The organism is Ornithinibacillus sp. 4-3, from assembly GCF_040958695.1.
Lineage (GTDB): Bacteria > Bacillota > Bacilli > Bacillales > Amphibacillaceae > CALAMD01.
In genome coordinates, this window is the sequence record NZ_CP162599.1 from 263,798 (window position 1) to 281,086 (window position 17,289).

A 17,289-nucleotide genomic window follows, 5' to 3' on the forward strand; every position below is an offset into this window, starting at 1 on the left:
AGAAATGATATGAAGAAACTATCCTTTTTACTTTGTTTTATAATGTCTAGGATAGAAATTAAAATATATTGTAAAAAAGGATTGCGTAGAGTAGTTAAATATGATATATTATTTCTTGTCGCCAAGATAGAAAATGCTTTTGAAAATAAAAGCAAAAAAGTGGTTGACTTTTAAATTTTACCGTGTTAAATTATTAAGCGTCGCCAAAATTGGTTGAGATAAATAATGTTAATTGAATTTGGCAGAATAAAGGTAAATATTGATCTTTGAAAACTGAATAGAACAACCAGTAATGTCAAGAAAAGCGTAAAGTTTTTCTTTTACAACGTAACAAAGCTAAGAAACACAAACTTTTTTGGAGAGTTTGATCTTGGCTCAGGACGAACGCTGGCGGCGTGCCTAATACATGCAAGTCGAGCGCAGGAAGCAGACTGACCCCTTCGGGGTGACGTTTGTGGAATGAGCGGCGGACGGGTGAGTAACACGTGGGCAACCTACCTGTAAGATTGGGATAACTCCGGGAAACCGGTGCTAATACCGAATAATCTTTTCCATCGCATGAAGGAAAAGTGAAAGATGGTTTCGGCTATCACTTACAGATGGGCCCGCGGCGCATTAGCTAGTTGGTGGGGTAAAGGCCTACCAAGGCAACGATGCGTAGCCGACCTGAGAGGGTGATCGGCCACACTGGGACTGAGACACGGCCCAGACTCCTACGGGAGGCAGCAGTAGGGAATCTTCCGCAATGGACGAAAGTCTGACGGAGCAACGCCGCGTGAGTGATGAAGGTTTTCGGATCGTAAAACTCTGTTGTTAGGGAAGAACAAGTACGAGAGTAACTGCTCGTACCTTGACGGTACCTAACCAGAAAGCCCCGGCTAACTACGTGCCAGCAGCCGCGGTAATACGTAGGGGGCGAGCGTTGTCCGGAATTATTGGGCGTAAAGCGCGCGCAGGCGGTCCTTTAAGTCTGATGTGAAAGCCCACGGCTTAACCGTGGAGGGTCATTGGAAACTGGAGGACTTGAGTGCAGAAGAGGAGAGTGGAATTCCATGTGGAGCGGTGAAATGCGTAGAGATATGGAGGAACACCAGTGGCGAAGGCGACTCTCTGGTCTGTAACTGACGCTGAGGCGCGAAAGCGTGGGGAGCGAACAGGATTAGATACCCTGGTAGTCCACGCCGTAAACGATGAGTGCTAGGTGTCAGGGGGTTTCCGCCCCTTGGTGCTGCAGTTAACGCATTAAGCACTCCGCCTGGGGAGTACGGCCGCAAGGCTGAAACTCAAAAGAATTGACGGGGACCCGCACAAGCGGTGGAGCATGTGGTTTAATTCGAAGCAACGCGAAGAACCTTACCAGGTCTTGACATCCCGCTGATCGTTATGGAGACATAGCTTTCCCTTCGGGGACAGCGGTGACAGGTGGTGCATGGTTGTCGTCAGCTCGTGTCGTGAGATGTTGGGTTAAGTCCCGCAACGAGCGGAACCCCTAACCTTAGTTGCCAGCATTAAGTTGGGCACTCTAAGGTGACTGCCGGTGACAAACCGGAGGAAGGTGGGGACGACGTCAAATCATCATGCCCCTTATGACCTGGGCTACACACGTGCTACAATGGATGGAACAGAGGGCAGCGAAGCCGCGAGGTGAAGCAAATCCCATAAAACCATTCTCAGTTCGGATTGTAGGCTGCAACTCGCCTACATGAAGCCGGAATCGCTAGTAATCGCGGATCAGCATGCCGCGGTGAATACGTTCCCGGGTCTTGTACACACCGCCCGTCACACCACGAGAGTTGACAACACCCGAAGTCGGTGAGGTAACCTTTTAGGAGCCAGCCGCCGAAGGTGGGGCCAATGATTGGGGTGAAGTCGTAACAAGGTAGCCGTATCGGAAGGTGCGGCTGGATCACCTCCTTTCTAAGGATAATAAGAAAGCGTAGGCGACCGTTTAGAAACGTACAAACTGGAGCACTTTGCAAAGAGATAAAGGAAACACAGTGACTGTAAGGAACTGATGTTGACTTATCGATTGGAAAAGGGTGAAGTTTGAAAGTTTTTGGTCGCCGGAGCTAGACTATAACGGAACATCTAACAAGGTTTAGATGAAAACATTACTGTGTTGTTCGGTTCAGTTTTGAGGGATTAATTTCCTTTATAATAGTTTTTAGATGGGCCTGTAGCTCAGCCCGGTTAGAGCGCACGCCTGATAAGCGTGAGGTCGATGGTTCGAGTCCATCCAGGCCCACCATCTAATAACATTTTAAATAATATTAAACATGGGGCCTTAGCTCAGCTGGGAGAGCGCCTGCCTTGCACGCAGGAGGTCAGCGGTTCGATCCCGCTAGGCTCCATTTTTGTACCTTGAAAACTAAATAAGAGTAAAGTAACAACGACATCAAACCGAAAAAGTCATGTACGTTCGTACATGCAGATGAAAAAGAAACAAAGCTTATTCATAAGTAGCTAGTTAAGTGAACAAGAGCGCACGGTGGATGCCTTGGTACTAGGAGCCGAAGAAGGACGGGACTAACACCGATATGCCTCGGGGAGTTGTAAGTAAACATTGATCCGGGGATTTCCGAATGGGGAAACCCACTACTCGTAATGGAGTAGTACATCTAACTGAATAGATAGGTTAGATGAGGCAGACCTGGGGAACTGAAACATCTAAGTACCCAGAGGAAGAGAAAGCAAAAGCGATTTCCCAAGTAGCGGCGAGCGAAACGGAAACAGCCCAAACCAGAAAGCTTGCTTTCTGGGGTTGTAGGACATTCCAATAGGAGTTATCAAGAAGTGTTTTAAACGAATCGATCTGGAAAGATCAGCCAAAGAAGGTAACAGCCCTGTAGTTGAAAAGACATTTCCTCCGGAATGTATCCTGAGTACGGCGGAACACGTGAAATTCCGTCGGAATCCGGGAGGACCATCTCCCAAGGCTAAATACTCCCTAGTGACCGATAGTGAACCAGTACCGTGAGGGAAAGGTGAAAAGCACCCCGGAAGGGGAGTGAAATAGAACCTGAAACCGTGTGCTTACAAGTAGTCGGAGCACGTTATTGTGTGACGGCGTACCTTTTGTAGAATGGACCGGCGAGTTACGATTGTATGCAAGGTTAAGTGGAAGACACGGAGCCGTAGCGAAAGCGAGTCTTAATAGGGCGAATGAGTATGCGGTCGTAGACCCGAAACCGTGTGATCTACCCATGTCCAGGGTGAAGGTCAGGTAACACTGACTGGAGGCCCGAACCCACGTACGTTGAAAAGTGCGGGGATGAGGTGTGGGTAGGGGTGAAAAGCCAATCGAACACGGAGATAGCTGGTTCTCTCCGAAATAGCTTTAGGGCTAGCCTCAAAGGAAGAGTACTGGAGGTAGAGCACTAATTGGGCTAGGGGCCCCCACCGGGTTACCAAACCTAGTTAAACTCCGAATGTCAGATACTTATCTTTGGGAGTCAGACGATGGGTAATAAGTCCATTGTCGAGAGGGAAACAACCCAGACCACCAGCTAAGGTCCCCAAGTATACGTTAAGTGGAAAAGGATGTGGAGTTGCACAGACAACCAGGATGTTGGCTTAGAAGCAGCCACCATTTAAAGAGTGCGTAATAGCTCACTGGTCGAGTGACTCTGCGCCGAAAATGTACCGGGGCTAAACGTATCACCGAAGCTGTGGATTGTTCCGTAGGAACAATGGTAGGAGAGCGTTCTAAGGGCAGAGAAGGTTGACCGAGAGGACAGCTGGAGCGCTTAGAAGTGAGAATGCCGGTATGAGTAGCGAAAAAAGAGTGAGAATCTCTTTCACCGAAAGCCTAAGGTTTCCTGAGGAAGGCTCGTCCACTCAGGGTTAGTCGGGACCTAAGCCGAGGCCGAAAGGCGTAGGCGATGGCCAACAGGTTGATATTCCTGTACCACCTCATATCCGTTATGAGCAAAGGGGGGACGCAGGAGGATAAAGAATCGCACGGATGGAAGTGTGCGTCCAAGCAGTAAGAGAGTCAGATAGGCAAATCCGTCTGACAAGTATCTTGAGCTGTGATGGGGAGGGAAATATAAGTACCGAAGTTCTTGATTCCACACTGCCAAGAAAAGCCTCTAGCCAGGATATAGGTGCCCGTACCCTAAACCGACACAGGTAGGCAAGAAGAGTATTCTAAGGTGAGCGGGAGAACTCTCGTTAAGGAACTCGGCAAAATGACCCCGTAACTTCGGGAGAAGGGGTGCTTCTTGCATGAGAAGCCGCAGTGAATAGGCCCAAGCGACTGTTTATCAAAAACACAGGTCTCTGCGAAGCCGTAAGGCGAAGTATAGGGGCTGACACCTGCCCGGTGCTGGAAGGTTAAGGGGAAACGTTAGTACTTCGTACGAAGCGTAGAACTGAAGCCCCAGTAAACGGCGGCCGTAACTATAACGGTCCTAAGGTAGCGAAATTCCTTGTCGGGTAAGTTCCGACCCGCACGAATGGTGCAACGACTTGGGCACTGTCTCAACGAGAGACCCGGTGAAATTATACTATGCGTGAAGATGCGCATTACCCGCGACAGGACGGAAAGACCCCGTGGAGCTTTACTGCAACTTGATATTGAATGTTTGTGCAGCTTGTACAGGATAGGTGGGAGCCATTGAAACCGGAGCGCTAGCTTCGGTGGAGGCAACCGTGGGATACCACCCTGGCTGCACACACCTTCTAACCCAGGACCGTGATCCGGTTCGGAGACAGTGTCAGGTGGGCAGTTTGACTGGGGCGGTCGCCTCCTAAAGAGTAACGGAGGCGCCCAAAGGTTCCCTCAGAATGGTTGGAAATCATTCGAAGAGTGTAAAGGCAGAAGGGAGCTTGACTGCGAGACCTACAAGTCGAGCAGGGACGAAAGTCGGGCTTAGTGATCCGGTGGTTCCGCATGGAAGGGCCATCGCTCAACGGATAAAAGCTACCCCGGGGATAACAGGCTTATCTCCCCCAAGAGTTCACATCGACGGGGAGGTTTGGCACCTCGATGTCGGCTCATCGCATCCTGGGGCTGTAGTCGGTCCCAAGGGTTGGGCTGTTCGCCCATTAAAGCGGTACGCGAGCTGGGTTCAGAACGTCGTGAGACAGTTCGGTCCCTATCCGTCGTGGGCGCAGGAAGTTTGAGAGGAGCTGTCCTTAGTACGAGAGGACCGGGATGGACACACCTCTGGTGTACCAGTTGTTCCGCCAGGAGCATAGCTGGGTAGCTACGTGTGGCAAGGATAAGTGCTGAAAGCATCTAAGCATGAAGCCTCCCTCAAGATGAGACTTCCCATCATTTTAAATGAGTAAGATCCCTTAGAGACGATAAGGTTGATAGGTCCGAGGTGGAAGTGTGGTGACACATGGAGCTGACGGATACTAATAGATCGAGGACTTAACTAACACATTTCGGTTGTCACACGTTACGATGCACTCTTATTTAGTTTTTAGGGTACAAAACCTAAAAAAATATGGAAATTCTTTTGAAGCAGAAAAGAATGACCAACAGAAGTTGGTCTGGTAGTAATAGCAGAGAGGTCACACCTGTTCCCATGCCGAACACAGCAGTTAAGCTCTCTAGCGCCGATGGTAGTTAGGGGTTACCCCCTTGTGAGAGTAGGACGCTGCCAGGCCATATTAAAAACTTGTTAGGTATATTTTACTTAACAAGTTTTTATTGCATATGCTCCCATAGCTCAGTAGGTAGAGCGCATCCATGGTAAGGATGAGGTCATCGGTTCGATCCCGGTTGGGAGCTCTTGCGTAAACGCTTGATACATAAGGTATTGAGCGTTTTTTATTTTTTGTGTGTTTGATCATTTTGATTAAGAAGGTGCCAGAAAGGTGCCAAAAAGTTTTTTTATAATAAAATATCATCAAAAAGCTCTCCTGCAGCTAAGTCTTCTTGTTCTGTAACGTGGCTATATAAATTTAATGTTGTTTTTATATTTCTATGGCCTAAACGCTTTTGAACAGTCCTCATATTCATGCCCTTTTTCGTTCCCTCATTTAAAATATAAGTAGCGCTAGAGTGCCGCAAATCATGGAATCTTATTCTCCTTAAGTCATCTTCGTGTTTAATAGCAAATCGGTTCCAAAATTGTGTAATGGAATCTGGCCTATATGGTTTTCCTACTTCATTTGAAAATAAAAGTATCACTTCTTTACCATTAATATCTGTAACATTATGCCAAAGAGGACCTAATTCCATCTTTAAGTTTAATTTTTGTAAATATATAGTATGAAGCATTTCCATCACTTTGCTCGGAAGGATAACTGTTCTTGTGTCTTCTGTTTTAGTGCTTTTTAATTTTAACCCTTCTTTTTTAGATTGCTGCAAGGAACGCTTTACCAAAGTACTGTTATCTTTAAAATTAAGAACATCGGTTGCTAATCCAGCTATCTCACCTCGTCGTAATGCACCAGTTAATGCCAATAGAACTATTGCTTGATGTGTTAGACTATATTCTTTTAAGAAACTTAACATCACTGGTATTTCATGTGATCTATAAAAATCCTTATTTTCTTGTTTTTTAGATGATTTTGGCTTGTCTTGTTCTTTCATAGGATTGTCTTCGGCTTTAATGATTCCCCACTTTACAGCGTGTTTAAAAATGGATTGCAGTACTTTATATTTAGTACCAAGCGACGCTCTTCCTTCTTTTCGTTCTTTATTGAAAAAATCTACGATTGGTGATAATTCCTGGATGGCCAAGAAATATGGGAAGTTAAATAAAAATTGGCAAACTGATTTAAAACAGGGATTTAATGAATGTATGAGGGTACTTAAACCTAATGGAACACTAATCTTTAAGTGGAATGAAGAGCAGATTAAATTGAGTGAAATTCTAAAATTGATAGATTACAAACCATTATTTGGGAACAGAAGAAGCAAAACGCATTGGTTGGTGTTTATGAAAGAGAAATTGTGATGGAATTAATTATAAAAGGGGAAGGAAATATGATTTGTTCGGGATGTAGTAAGGATTTTTATTCAAAAGACGAAATTTATTATTGTGAAAGTTGCAAAAGAGAAGTTTGTGGAAATTGTAGCTACCTAGATGGTACATGTAAGGTGTGTGATGATTAATGAGCATACTGATATCTATTGCAATATCTGTAGTTATATCTTCTGTCATAACCTATCTGATTGTAAGTAGTGTTATTGATTAGAGGTTGAATAAATGAACGGAGGGTGTATATGAAAGCTATAACCATCAAACAACCTTGGGCAACATTGATTGCTATAGGGGCAAAGAAATTCGAAACAAGATCATGGCAAACTAAATACCGTGGACCGATAGCAATACATGCAGGAAAAACAATTGATATAGATGCTTGTCATGATAAATCAATCATAGAAGCTTTAAATAAAGTAGGTATTTTTTTAACAAATGATTTACCAACAGGAGCAATTATAGCAATTGCTGAATTAAAAAAATGTTGGTCAATTGTTCATCATCCTGGAACAGATGTAGATATAGCAAAAACTATTCAAGTTGGTGGAGAATTAAACGTCCCAAGGAAGCATCCTGATTTTCATAAATATATTGTTCCAACTGAAGAAGAAGTAGATTTTGGAGACTGGACACCAGGTCGTTATGCTTGGGAGTTGGATAATGTACAAAAGTTGAATATCCCTGTTCCAGCTAAAGGAAAACTTAGTCTGTGGGAGTGGGAGGAGTATTCGGAATGTCTCTAAAAGATAAATTAAATAATAAATCTAACGAGAAGATTAAAGAAGCGGCAAAGAGTCTAGCGAAGATAATGGAACCTAAATTGATAAAATCAGCTGAAAAGGGTTATCAATCATTAAGTATAAACTTAGAAGATAATCCAGATTATATGGAACCCTATTTAATTTTTACAGGTGTAGAAAAATTTAAACAAGAATTATCACGGTGCCTGGATAATATATCAATTCGCTTGGAGCAAAAACCCAAATATTTTGGTGTTTTTCGTAAAAAACAATTAGTTAGTTATACACCATATTTAATCTTTGATTGGAGACATAAACAATGAACTTACAAAAATTATTTGAAACACAAGCTGAATTGGACGCTCATATCATCGAGGAAAAGGGATTGCAAGGACATGATTTACTAGACAAAAAGATACTAGCATTACAGGTGGAATTAGGAGAATTGGCAAATGAATTGCCAGAGGAATTCAAGTTTTGGGCAAACAAGAAAAATAACTATGAAAAAGCGTTAAAAGAGTATGTTGACGGATTGCATTTTATATTGAGCATTGGAAATGACGTTACTATAAATAAATATGAATACGTTGAGTTGATAGATTTAACTAACGACATAACCGCCCAATTCAATGAAATTTTCAAATTGATAGGGAACTGGGAAAAAGAATATTTGCTAATGAATAATGAACTATATTTTGATGTGGTAAACGAGTTTTTGCATCTTGGTAAAATGCTAGGCTTTACATGGGAAGAAATAGAACAAGCATACTATGCCAAAAATGATATAAATCATAAACGACAAGAACAGGGATACTAATGAGCCCATTAAAAGAAATAACAGCCATTGCACATAAGTTACCGTTACCAGTGCTAGAAGATATAAATAAGAGAATTGGAGATTGGTTGGCATCTGGTGGAAAAGAAGATGATCCATACATTGAACAGCAGTTAAGATTCGCTAGACATTTTGTAAAAGAATAACAAAAAAGCTGGAATCTCTCCCAGCCCAACTCTACAGAAATTATAACATATGGGAGGGGTTCTTGCTATGAAAGTACAAGATATAGATATAAATGAGACTAGTAGACTAGATATTGATATAATGGAAATACCATCCAGTTGTGTGATAGTGATTTGCGACGGAAAGGCCAAAATTAGAGAACTGCCACCGCATGGCGAATATAAAATTGTTACACATCAAGGGAAAGTAAAACGGATGCGGAAGGAAGAGGGGGAGGAGTTTTAAATAAAATATATTGTTCAATTTTTTTATTATATTATTGAAATATTTGTTGTAGTTTTAATTATGTTTTCAATTTCCAATTTTATAATAGAAGGTACTTTTTTTGGATGGATAAATAACATAAGAAGTTTTGAGTTTTTGGAAAAATGCACCATGTTCTTCGCGATTTATCAAGTTGGTGTTTTTGCGGTATTGACCTTATCAGACTCATCTCGAAAAGATTCCATACTGTCAATAATAAAGATAGTAAAGTTGGCTATTGTAAGAGCTGAGTATGATATGAAATTTGACGACATAGAGAAGGTTCGGAATGAGTTTTCAAATGATCCAAGCATATTTTTCACCAAAGGCAGCAAGCAAGATATCGAAGAAATATATATGAGTTATATGGCCTATTTAAATAGGACGATTAGTAAAAATGAGTATCAACATTATTTGAAAAATAAGTTAGTTAATTTGGAACATAGTTATGAATTTCATGAATTAGCCTGGAGATTATCATTTATTCTTAGAATAAAAAAGTAATTGTTCTACCAGCCAACTGGAGGACACTGAATGACGCAATAGCGTTGTTTGGTGTCCTTTTTTTATTTAAAGGAGGAGAAAACTATGGTTATTGCATTACAGGTTATATTACTCATTATTATTTTTATTTCATTTATAGGTTCTTTTACAGAAAAAGAACCAGGATTAAGAAGAGATATTATGTTGGTTTTTATAGCTTCAATCCTAGCGTACATTGTGAGTGCGGTGTGGTTATGATGATTAAGAAAATAGTATTCAAAACAAATCCATGGCGCAAGGAACGTGGTGTATTAAAACCAGATGCAAAGCCAATTGCAAGGAGTAAGTATGCCAGTGAATTATTTAAAATTGGGGCTGGTTGGAAAAATGAATAATTGGGCTGATCAGTTAATTGCAGAATATAAAGAAGGCCGTAGTAGTTTGAAATCAATTCATGAAGTGCTAGGAGAAACAGAGATAGATAACTTAGATAAGACTCAAATTAATAGCATGATTGACAGCATGACTTATGCTATTGATTGGATGGAAATAGGAAGAGAGCCTGATACATATAGGGGGGCGGATAGAAGAGATGCTTATCGTTTTTCCTCATATGAGGATATGGACATTATTCCAGATATAACTGCTGAACTAAAAAAAGAACGTGAATCATTCTATATGGATAGAGGGCAGAGACAGGCATTGATTAATCTGCTTAGAAACTTTTCTGATAGAGAAAGGCAATGCTTTGTCATGTATGAAGCTGAGCATCTGAGTATGCAGAAGATTGCTGATAGATTAGGGATAAGTAAATGGACGGTGAGAACCTATATTTATAGAGCGAGGGAAAAGGTAGAAGCTATAATTGTTTGATTTTTGTGTCGCACATTTGTCGCACATGTTAATTATTAGTAGAGGGAGGATTTAGGTGGGAGTTACCACCAAATTCTCTTTCTTACGTTTTCCTCCTCTTTCAATGCTACTTGGTGAAAACTAGACAGGTAGCCATATATTTTGAATTGTCGTAAAATGGAGAAAAGGGAGGGGATAAGATGAATAATTATTACATTCAGTACTATCATGGTGCAGAAGTTTTAGCAAAAGAATTCAAGGAGTTTAAAAATGAAAGTTTAGCGATATCTTACGTTAGAAGCTTAGACGACGTTTTTGTAGTAAAAAACCGAGGTTCTACGCAAGTGGTATTTAAGAGTAAACTCACGAATATAAAAATAACTGAAAGAGAACCTGATAGGTTTTAAAGTAAACAATTTAACTTAAAGGCATCCTGAAGGGTGCTTTTTTCACGGTGTGCCAGGCATGGCATCTATCTAGGTGGTGAAAGTCCACTGTGGAGGTACACATCGACCAACCACTAGGGAAACGCAAGGTACTTATCGTGAGGTAAGGGCTAAAGGAAGCGTGTACCAAAATCTTGGCTCGACGAACAGAAATCTAATACTAAGGCTCGATAGGTGGATAAGGCTCCCATACCAGTCAAATTCCAAAAGATGTGCTTAACCCTAGCTGAGTAGATGAGACGGGTAAAAGAGGAAAGATAGTTGTCTTACCCTGGGAGATCTCACGGACGGCTGAGGAGTGCCCTATTAAGAAAGTCGGTCGAAAAAGGTTTACTGTGAGAAGTCAGCCGAGGTCGTAGTAGTGACAATCGTCATGAAGGACTGAACAATTTATATTGTTTCTACGCTATGATTGCACGAAAGATATATTTCAGAACGTGTTAATGAGGAAAGTATGAGCGTATCTCAAAGGATACTCAAAATCGAAATGTCTTTTCGTCACATGAAAGGAAAGGAAGAAACGAGTGTGGAACTTTTAGAAGAAATTTTAAGTAATCAAAATATGTGACTGAAGTTGTTGCCGATAGCATCCAATTTGTAGAGACAAAAGGTATTTTGCTAGGCTATTATTCTAAGGTATTCCTTTAATATGATTTTTTATTTGAGATGCCATAATTCTGAATAATATGCTATATTGGAATAATAATACAATTTACATAAAAGGGAAGAGTTAATTATGAAGATGAATGGTTTTTTAAAATTTATTTCTATTAGTTTGATTTTTACCTTATTATTAACATCTATTAATGTATCTGTTTTGAGTGGGAAAGTTGTAGCAGCAGAAGAAAATAAAAGTGATAATTATACTGAAGAAGATGTAGAAGAACTTGCACATGTATTAGAAATATTGTTTGATAAAGGTATTATTTATGATGAAAATGGAGTACAAAAAGGTTTTGATAGAGAGTTAGTAAAAAAGGAACTTAGTGATACTGAGTATTCCGATCTGATAAGTGATTTAGAAGATGAGAATTTATTATATGATTCGAATGAAGAATTGATCTCCAATAATGTACCTATTTTTTCGATTGCTTCTAAAACTCCAAGAGAAGCTTATCTTGATAAGTGTATTACTAATGAACTAAGTAATGCATTCGGATTAGCTGCTGCTAAAACTATTATAGATGCTATAAAAAATAAAAGTTTTAAAAAGGCAGCCAAAGCACTATTAAAAGCAGGTATAAAAGGTGTTGGTGTACCTGTAACTTTAGGGTATATTCTAACGAGTTGTTTGATTAAAACTGATAAAAAATTTAAATAAAAAAGAATCTTGTGGTGGTGTTTCATATTAAATTAAATATATCTTTTATAATTCGTAATATTATTGTGTTTATTTTTGTTTATGTTTTTTTGATAATAAAACAATCTATTTTTGATGATAAAATAGAATGGTTGTCAAATATTGTGTTTTCTATTTTTATGACGTTTTTAAATATTTATATTAATAGATTGATTGAAAAAGATAGAGAAAACAAGAACGCATAAAGTCATATGAAATTAATTAAAGCCACCAAAATGGTGGCTTTTCCTTATGTCTAAATTTAAAGGAGGCAGGTGTTATGTAGTGAATTGGGATAGAATTAGAGAAGATTTTGAGACATCTACACTTACTTTAAAGGCACTTGCCGATAAACATAATGTAAAATTAGGAACTCTGAAGAGTCGAAAAAGTCGAGAAGGTTGGTCAAGGGATCCAACAAAAAAGGATGCAACCAAAATCAAAAAGGTTGCAACCCCTAAAAATAAAGTTGAAACTAAATCGGTTGAACAAATTGAGCCAATTGTTGAAAGTGATGAACTCACAGAGAAACAAGGGCTCTTTTGTATTTATTACGTTAAGAGCTTCAACGCTACTCAATCCGCAATAAAGGCAGGATATGCTCCAGAGAGTGCCCATGTGGAGGGAAGTAGACTGCTAAGAAATGTTAAGGTATCAGAAGAAATTCGGAGACTCAAAGGAGAGTTGCAGCAGGGTGTGTTTATTGATGCTATGGATGTGCTTAATAAGTACATTCAGATAGCTTTTGCTGATATAACGGACTATGCAACGTTCGGAAAGAAAGAAGTCCAGCAGATAGGTATGTTTGGCCCACTTGAGGATGAAGACGGAAATCCTCTGATGAAAGAAATTAACTATGTTGATTTCAATGAATCCTCTTATGTAGATGGCACAATTATTACTGAAGTCAAACAAGGCAAGGAAGGTATATCAATTAAGCTTGCTGACAAGATGAAGGCAATGGACATGCTATCAAAATACTTTGATCTACTTTCCGAAAACGATCAGAAGCGTTTACAAAAAGAAAAGCTTGAACACTCCATGAAAATAGAAGATGCCAAACTTGAACTGCAGAAAAAAGCTGCAGAGAAAGAAAAGTCATTCAATATTATTGATAATAACATTGATCTATCTTCACTATCGGATGAAGAATTGGAAAAGGCGTTGAGTAATTTTGATGAATCGTAGGGCGGTATTAGAAGAGAAGTTAAGACGTGCTATGAGGTCAAGAGCATTGATATCACGAGAAAGCTTCTGGGTTTTCTGTAAAACAATGGCGTCAGATTTTTATAAGGACGAACGCTGGTATCTGAAGCTATATGCAATGACATTAGAAGCTTTGTATGAAAAGAGATTAACTAAAACATACTTTCATGAAATAGCTGAATCCATTGCTCCTGATTGGTTTATGGATGAATTTGAATGGGATAACATACCTGATAGAGAAGAACCGTTTGTGAAGCTTCTAATCAACATCCCGCCACGTCATGGTAAATCAAGAACATTGATTCTATTTTGTCAATGGATATTAGGGAAGAGCCAAGACAACAAAATAATAACCGCTTCCTATAACGAAGATTTGGCTACTGACTTTAGCCGATACACTCGTGATGGAATAAGCGAAGAAAAGACAAGTCTTACAGGGTTTGTTTATTCTGATATATTCCCAATGGTAAAGATTAAACGTGGCGACTCTTCTTACAGGCAATGGTCATTGGAAGGTAAGCATTTTAGTTACAAAGGTGCAGGTCTAGGCGGTTCTGTTACCGGTAAGGGTGGTAACGTGCTTATTGTTGATGATCCTGTCAAAAATGCAGAGGAAGCATATAACGAAAGAATGTTAGATAAACAATGGTTATGGTACACAGGTACATTCTTATCTCGTTTAGAGGAATCAGGAGACAGACCGATTGAGATAGTCAATATGACAAGGTGGTCAAAGAAGGATTTATGTGGACGTATTCTTGATGGAAAAGGAAAAAGAGAATGGTTCACACTGAAAATTGAAGTGAAGAGCAAAACGACAGGTGAAATGCTCTGTGAGGATTTATTAACACGTCATAGGTATGACTATTTCAAAGATGAAATGGAAGAAGGAGTATTCTGGGCTAACTACCACCAAAAGACAATAGATCAAAGGGGTAGACTCTACAAGTCATTTAAGGTATATACCGAACTTCCAAAAGATGAACATGGAAAACTTTTGTTTGAGCGTATTTTTTCTTATACAGATACTGCTGATCAAGGGGATGATTATTTATGTACCTTAGTTGTTGGTGAGTATCAAGGTTATGCTTATGTACTTGATGTTATGTATACCAAAGCTGGCATGGAAGAAACAGAACCCGAAACCGCTAGGCAGTTGGAAGAGAACAATGTTAATCTTGCCATATTTGAATCAAACAATGGCGGGGAAGGATATGCCAGAAATGTTAGAAGAGAAATTAAGGAACTCAATTCAAATTCTGGAGTGATTATCCGCTCCTTTCATCAATCAAAAAATAAGCGGGCAAGAATAATATCAAATAGCTCATTTTTAATGAAGCGTATGATGTTCCCTATTGATTGGAAATCACGTTGGCCAGAATATTATCAAGCCATGAATGAGTATCAACGAGAAGGCAATAATGCCCATGATGATGCTCCAGACGCTAGTACAGGGATTGTGGAAGTGCTTCAAAATAGAATCGATAAATTGAACGATAATCAATCAGGTAGACCAACAAGACAACGTCCTAAAGGAAGGAGGAGATAGAATTGGCAGAATCCACAGTAAGAGCCAGAGTAATTAAGGCATCTGTATCACCAAATACAAAACAAATCTATGAAGATGATTTCAAAAACTCTTATGGAGATATCTTAGAGCCTCCTTACAATTTGAAGGAATTGAAATTGATTGGAGAGTACTCCTCCATCTTGCAACAATGCGTAGATGCATATAAGACTAACATCATAGAGTTTGGCATTGGTCCTGATTATAATATCGATATTAATTCAGATGATGTATCCGAGGAGGATAAGAAAAAGGCACAGGTTGAGTGGACCCGACTCGACGAGTTTATGAGATATCTTAATCTTGATGAATCACCAGAGAAGACCATAGGAGATATGATTGATGATCGTGAGAAGACTGGTAACGGTTATCTAGAAATCATTCGTAATGGCGTTGGAAATCCAGTTGGCATTGAATATGTAGATGCTCAATATATGAGAGTTTGTAAAAAAACTGTTCCAGAAGAGATTGAATATACGATTCTAGAAAACGGGCAAGAAACAAAAGTAACTCGCTGGAAGAGATTCCGACGATATGTACAGATGATTGATGGAAAGAAAGTATATTTTAAAGAGTTTGGCGATCCGAGAACCATGAACTCATCTACTGGTGTATTTGATGAAAACACACCAGAAAACCTAATAGCTACCGAGATTTATCATATGAAAATTGGGAGTGGAACATATGGTAAGCCACGTTGGATAGGAAACATTATTAGTTTATATGGCGCTCGTAAAGCAGAGGAATTGAATCTGACATACTTTACCAACGGTAGACATATTCCTGCAGCAATAACTGTATCAAATGGGAAGTTAGATGATGAATCCTATGCCAAACTTCAAGATTATATGAAAGACTTATCAGGTACTGATAATGCTCATAAGTTTTTGTTGCTAGAAGTCGAGGGTTCTACTCAAGAAACTACTATGGGGGATGATAAATACACACCAGCAAAAGTAGAAATTAAATCTCTTGCAGAAATATTGCAACAAGATGCATTGTTCCTTGAGTACGATGGTAATTCACGAACTAAAATACGTTCTTCTTTTCGCTTACCTCCACTTTATACAGGGGAATCGCAAGATTTTAGTCGAGCAACGGCAGATACAGCACGTAGAGTAACAGAAGAGCAAGTGTTTAACCCAGAGAGAAAGGCATTAGCAAGAGCGCTAAACAGCTTATTCTTAGAGCCTCTGGGTCTTAAATTTGTCAAAATTGCTGTAAAGAGTGCTGATTTAAGGGATCCAATTGAAATAGCAAGAGCCTTATACCCATTGATAACAGCTGGTGGAGTAACACCAAACGATGTTAGACCACTCTTATCAAAAATTCTTGGCCAGAAATTGGATACTTTTGGAGATGAGTTTAATATACCTTTACAGGTACTATTGAGGCAGCAAGATTCAGAAAATAATTCACTTGCCAGTCTCTTTGGGATTGAAAAGTCCCATCATAAAGCACCAAAAGAAGAGGACCTCATTAATCTGTTGAAAGATATGCGGGATGTTCTGGAAGGACTGCAAAAGCAATGAGTAATTTCGATAAACTTATAAAAAATATTAACGAGTTTATTGCTAAGTCTGAGAATGAAGAAGATAGCATCATTCATGATGTCGAAGAGTTCCCAGGTATTGAAAATTTACCACAGTTAGCCGAGGATTTCGAAGCTGGTATTGCTAAATTACTTCGTAGGCAAAAAAAGTTTTATGTAGATGCTTTTAACGAATTTATTTCAAAAGATGATTTAAATACATTAGGTGCATTTTTGAATTTTATGCAACAAGATCTCTTTGCAGAGGATGATTTTGTTGAAGAGTTTGGTAAAGAAGCTGCTAAATTTTTAAATTTAACTACAGAAGAGCTTACCAAATTAATGATGGAATCTATTGATAGAGATGTTAGCTTCAATGTCTTATCCAAAAGGACCACAGATTGGATTCAGAATTGGTCTAGTGAGCTTGCAAAGATTATGCAATTGAGTACACATAAAGCACTTGAAAAAGAGCTTATTCAAGCAATTGAAGCAGGGGAGTCCATAGCACAAGCTGAGTTACGTATAAAGGAATTACCACAGTTTGATCGCAAACGAGCTAGAACAACAGCCCAGACAGAAATATTAACCGCCTCCAGTCAAGCGCATTATGAATCGTTTATGCAAAGCCCTGCAGTAGTAGGGAAGACATGGAAACATTCTGGGACAAAGAAAAACAATCCCAGACCTACTCACGTTGCGATGGATGGAGTTACTATTCCAGTAGATGACTACTTCGAAGTGGATGGAGAAAGAGGATTGTTCCCACGAGATCCCAATTTCAGTGCAAAAAATAGAGTGCATTGTGGTTGTGTGATTGGACCATCGGTGGATAAGAATATTTTAGGATTGTCAGCAGAAGAAAAAGAGCAGATAAGGCAAGAGGTTCTAGCTGAAATGAATAGTTAGGAGGAAAA

At 39.6% G+C, this 17,289-nt stretch carries 16 protein-coding genes, 3 tRNA genes, 3 rRNA genes and 1 pseudogene; 22 read left to right on the forward strand and 1 reads right to left on the reverse strand.

What is annotated here, in order from left to right:
- The first annotated feature begins 352 nt into the window (after positions 1 to 352).
- The 6 genes from AB4Y30_RS01360 to AB4Y30_RS01385 all read left to right on the forward strand — a co-directional run bounded on the left by AB4Y30_RS01360 (position 353) and on the right by AB4Y30_RS01385 (position 5,743).
- Positions 353 to 1,917 (forward strand): 16S ribosomal RNA (locus AB4Y30_RS01360).
- A 253-nt stretch (positions 1,918 to 2,170) separates the two neighbouring features.
- A tRNA-Ile gene (locus AB4Y30_RS01365) sits at positions 2,171 to 2,248 on the forward strand.
- 30 nt (positions 2,249 to 2,278) lie between these two features.
- Positions 2,279 to 2,351 (forward strand) — tRNA-Ala (locus AB4Y30_RS01370).
- A 114-nt stretch (positions 2,352 to 2,465) separates the two neighbouring features.
- Positions 2,466 to 5,388 (forward strand): 23S ribosomal RNA (locus AB4Y30_RS01375).
- 113 nt (positions 5,389 to 5,501) lie between these two features.
- A 5S ribosomal RNA gene (gene rrf / locus AB4Y30_RS01380) occupies positions 5,502 to 5,618 on the forward strand.
- The 16S, 23S and 5S rRNA genes sit together here with 3 tRNA genes alongside, the layout of an rRNA operon.
- 52 nt (positions 5,619 to 5,670) lie before the next feature.
- A tRNA-Thr gene (locus tag AB4Y30_RS01385) sits at positions 5,671 to 5,743 on the forward strand.
- A 102-nt stretch (positions 5,744 to 5,845) separates the two neighbouring features.
- Here the strand turns inward: AB4Y30_RS01385 and AB4Y30_RS01390 are convergent.
- On the reverse strand, positions 5,846 to 6,550 hold the full coding sequence (locus AB4Y30_RS01390) for a site-specific integrase (protein ID WP_368653743.1): 705 nt from the start codon (positions 6,548 to 6,550) through the stop codon (positions 5,846 to 5,848).
- A gap of 127 nt (positions 6,551 to 6,677) precedes the next feature.
- Here AB4Y30_RS01390 and AB4Y30_RS01395 point away from each other — a divergent pair.
- The 16 genes and pseudogenes from AB4Y30_RS01395 to AB4Y30_RS01470 form a co-directional block, all read left to right on the forward strand.
- Positions 6,678 to 6,917 (forward strand): annotated as a pseudogene (locus tag AB4Y30_RS01395) (SAM-dependent methyltransferase); the annotation flags it as partial.
- Between the two features lie 269 nt (positions 6,918 to 7,186).
- Positions 7,187 to 7,687 (forward strand): ASCH domain-containing protein, encoded by a 501-nt coding sequence (locus AB4Y30_RS01400; RefSeq protein ID WP_368653744.1) that lies wholly within the window; start codon positions 7,187 to 7,189, stop codon positions 7,685 to 7,687.
- Positions 7,678 to 8,007, forward strand: coding sequence for a hypothetical protein (locus AB4Y30_RS01405; protein ID WP_368653745.1), 330 nt, complete (start codon positions 7,678 to 7,680; stop codon positions 8,005 to 8,007). Before AB4Y30_RS01400 ends, AB4Y30_RS01405 begins: the two co-directional genes overlap by 10 nt.
- Positions 8,004 to 8,501, forward strand: a complete 498-nt coding sequence (locus AB4Y30_RS01410) for a dUTP diphosphatase (RefSeq protein ID WP_368653746.1) — start codon at positions 8,004 to 8,006, stop codon at positions 8,499 to 8,501. Before AB4Y30_RS01405 ends, AB4Y30_RS01410 begins: the two co-directional genes overlap by 4 nt.
- On the forward strand, positions 8,501 to 8,665 hold the full coding sequence (locus AB4Y30_RS01415; RefSeq protein ID WP_368653747.1) for a DUF6877 family protein: 165 nt from the start codon (positions 8,501 to 8,503) through the stop codon (positions 8,663 to 8,665). Before AB4Y30_RS01410 ends, AB4Y30_RS01415 begins: the two co-directional genes overlap by 1 nt.
- A gap of 67 nt (positions 8,666 to 8,732) precedes the next feature.
- A complete protein-coding gene (locus AB4Y30_RS01420) occupies positions 8,733 to 8,930 on the forward strand; it encodes an XtrA/YqaO family protein (RefSeq protein ID WP_368653748.1) in 198 nt (65 codons plus the stop codon).
- Between the two features lie 60 nt (positions 8,931 to 8,990).
- Positions 8,991 to 9,452 (forward strand): hypothetical protein, encoded by a 462-nt coding sequence (locus tag AB4Y30_RS01425; RefSeq protein WP_368653749.1) that lies wholly within the window; start codon positions 8,991 to 8,993, stop codon positions 9,450 to 9,452.
- 84 nt (positions 9,453 to 9,536) lie between these two features.
- Positions 9,537 to 9,689, forward strand: coding sequence for a hypothetical protein (locus tag AB4Y30_RS01430; RefSeq protein WP_368653750.1), 153 nt, complete (start codon positions 9,537 to 9,539; stop codon positions 9,687 to 9,689).
- Positions 9,689 to 9,826: a hypothetical protein gene (locus AB4Y30_RS01435; protein WP_368653751.1), complete on the forward strand. Its 138-nt coding sequence runs from the start codon at positions 9,689 to 9,691 to the stop codon at positions 9,824 to 9,826. Before AB4Y30_RS01430 ends, AB4Y30_RS01435 begins: the two co-directional genes overlap by 1 nt.
- A complete protein-coding gene (locus tag AB4Y30_RS01440) occupies positions 9,786 to 10,304 on the forward strand; it encodes a sigma-70 family RNA polymerase sigma factor (RefSeq protein WP_368653752.1) in 519 nt (172 codons plus the stop codon). The genes AB4Y30_RS01435 and AB4Y30_RS01440 overlap by 41 nt, the downstream gene beginning before the upstream one ends.
- Positions 10,305 to 10,483: 179 nt before the next feature.
- Positions 10,484 to 10,690 (forward strand): hypothetical protein, encoded by a 207-nt coding sequence (locus AB4Y30_RS01445; RefSeq protein ID WP_368653753.1) that lies wholly within the window; start codon positions 10,484 to 10,486, stop codon positions 10,688 to 10,690.
- A 775-nt stretch (positions 10,691 to 11,465) separates the two neighbouring features.
- Positions 11,466 to 12,050, forward strand: a complete 585-nt coding sequence (locus tag AB4Y30_RS01450) for a hypothetical protein (RefSeq protein ID WP_368653754.1) — start codon at positions 11,466 to 11,468, stop codon at positions 12,048 to 12,050.
- Between the two features lie 270 nt (positions 12,051 to 12,320).
- Positions 12,321 to 13,256, forward strand: coding sequence for a terminase small subunit (locus AB4Y30_RS01455; protein WP_368653755.1), 936 nt, complete (start codon positions 12,321 to 12,323; stop codon positions 13,254 to 13,256).
- Complete coding sequence (gene terL / locus AB4Y30_RS01460; RefSeq protein WP_368653756.1) at positions 13,246 to 14,823, forward strand: phage terminase large subunit; 1,578 nt, start codon at positions 13,246 to 13,248, stop codon at positions 14,821 to 14,823. The genes AB4Y30_RS01455 and terL overlap by 11 nt, the downstream gene beginning before the upstream one ends.
- 2 nt (positions 14,824 to 14,825) lie before the next feature.
- Positions 14,826 to 16,373 carry a phage portal protein gene (locus AB4Y30_RS01465; RefSeq protein ID WP_368653757.1) on the forward strand — a complete coding sequence of 516 codons (1,548 nt, stop codon included), beginning with the start codon at positions 14,826 to 14,828 and terminating at the stop codon, positions 16,371 to 16,373.
- The gene (locus AB4Y30_RS01470; RefSeq protein ID WP_368653758.1) at positions 16,370 to 17,281 is read left to right on the forward strand and encodes a phage minor head protein; all 912 of its coding nucleotides are present in this window, start codon (positions 16,370 to 16,372) and stop codon (positions 17,279 to 17,281) included. The genes AB4Y30_RS01465 and AB4Y30_RS01470 overlap by 4 nt, the downstream gene beginning before the upstream one ends.
- Positions 17,282 to 17,289 lie beyond the last annotated feature (8 nt).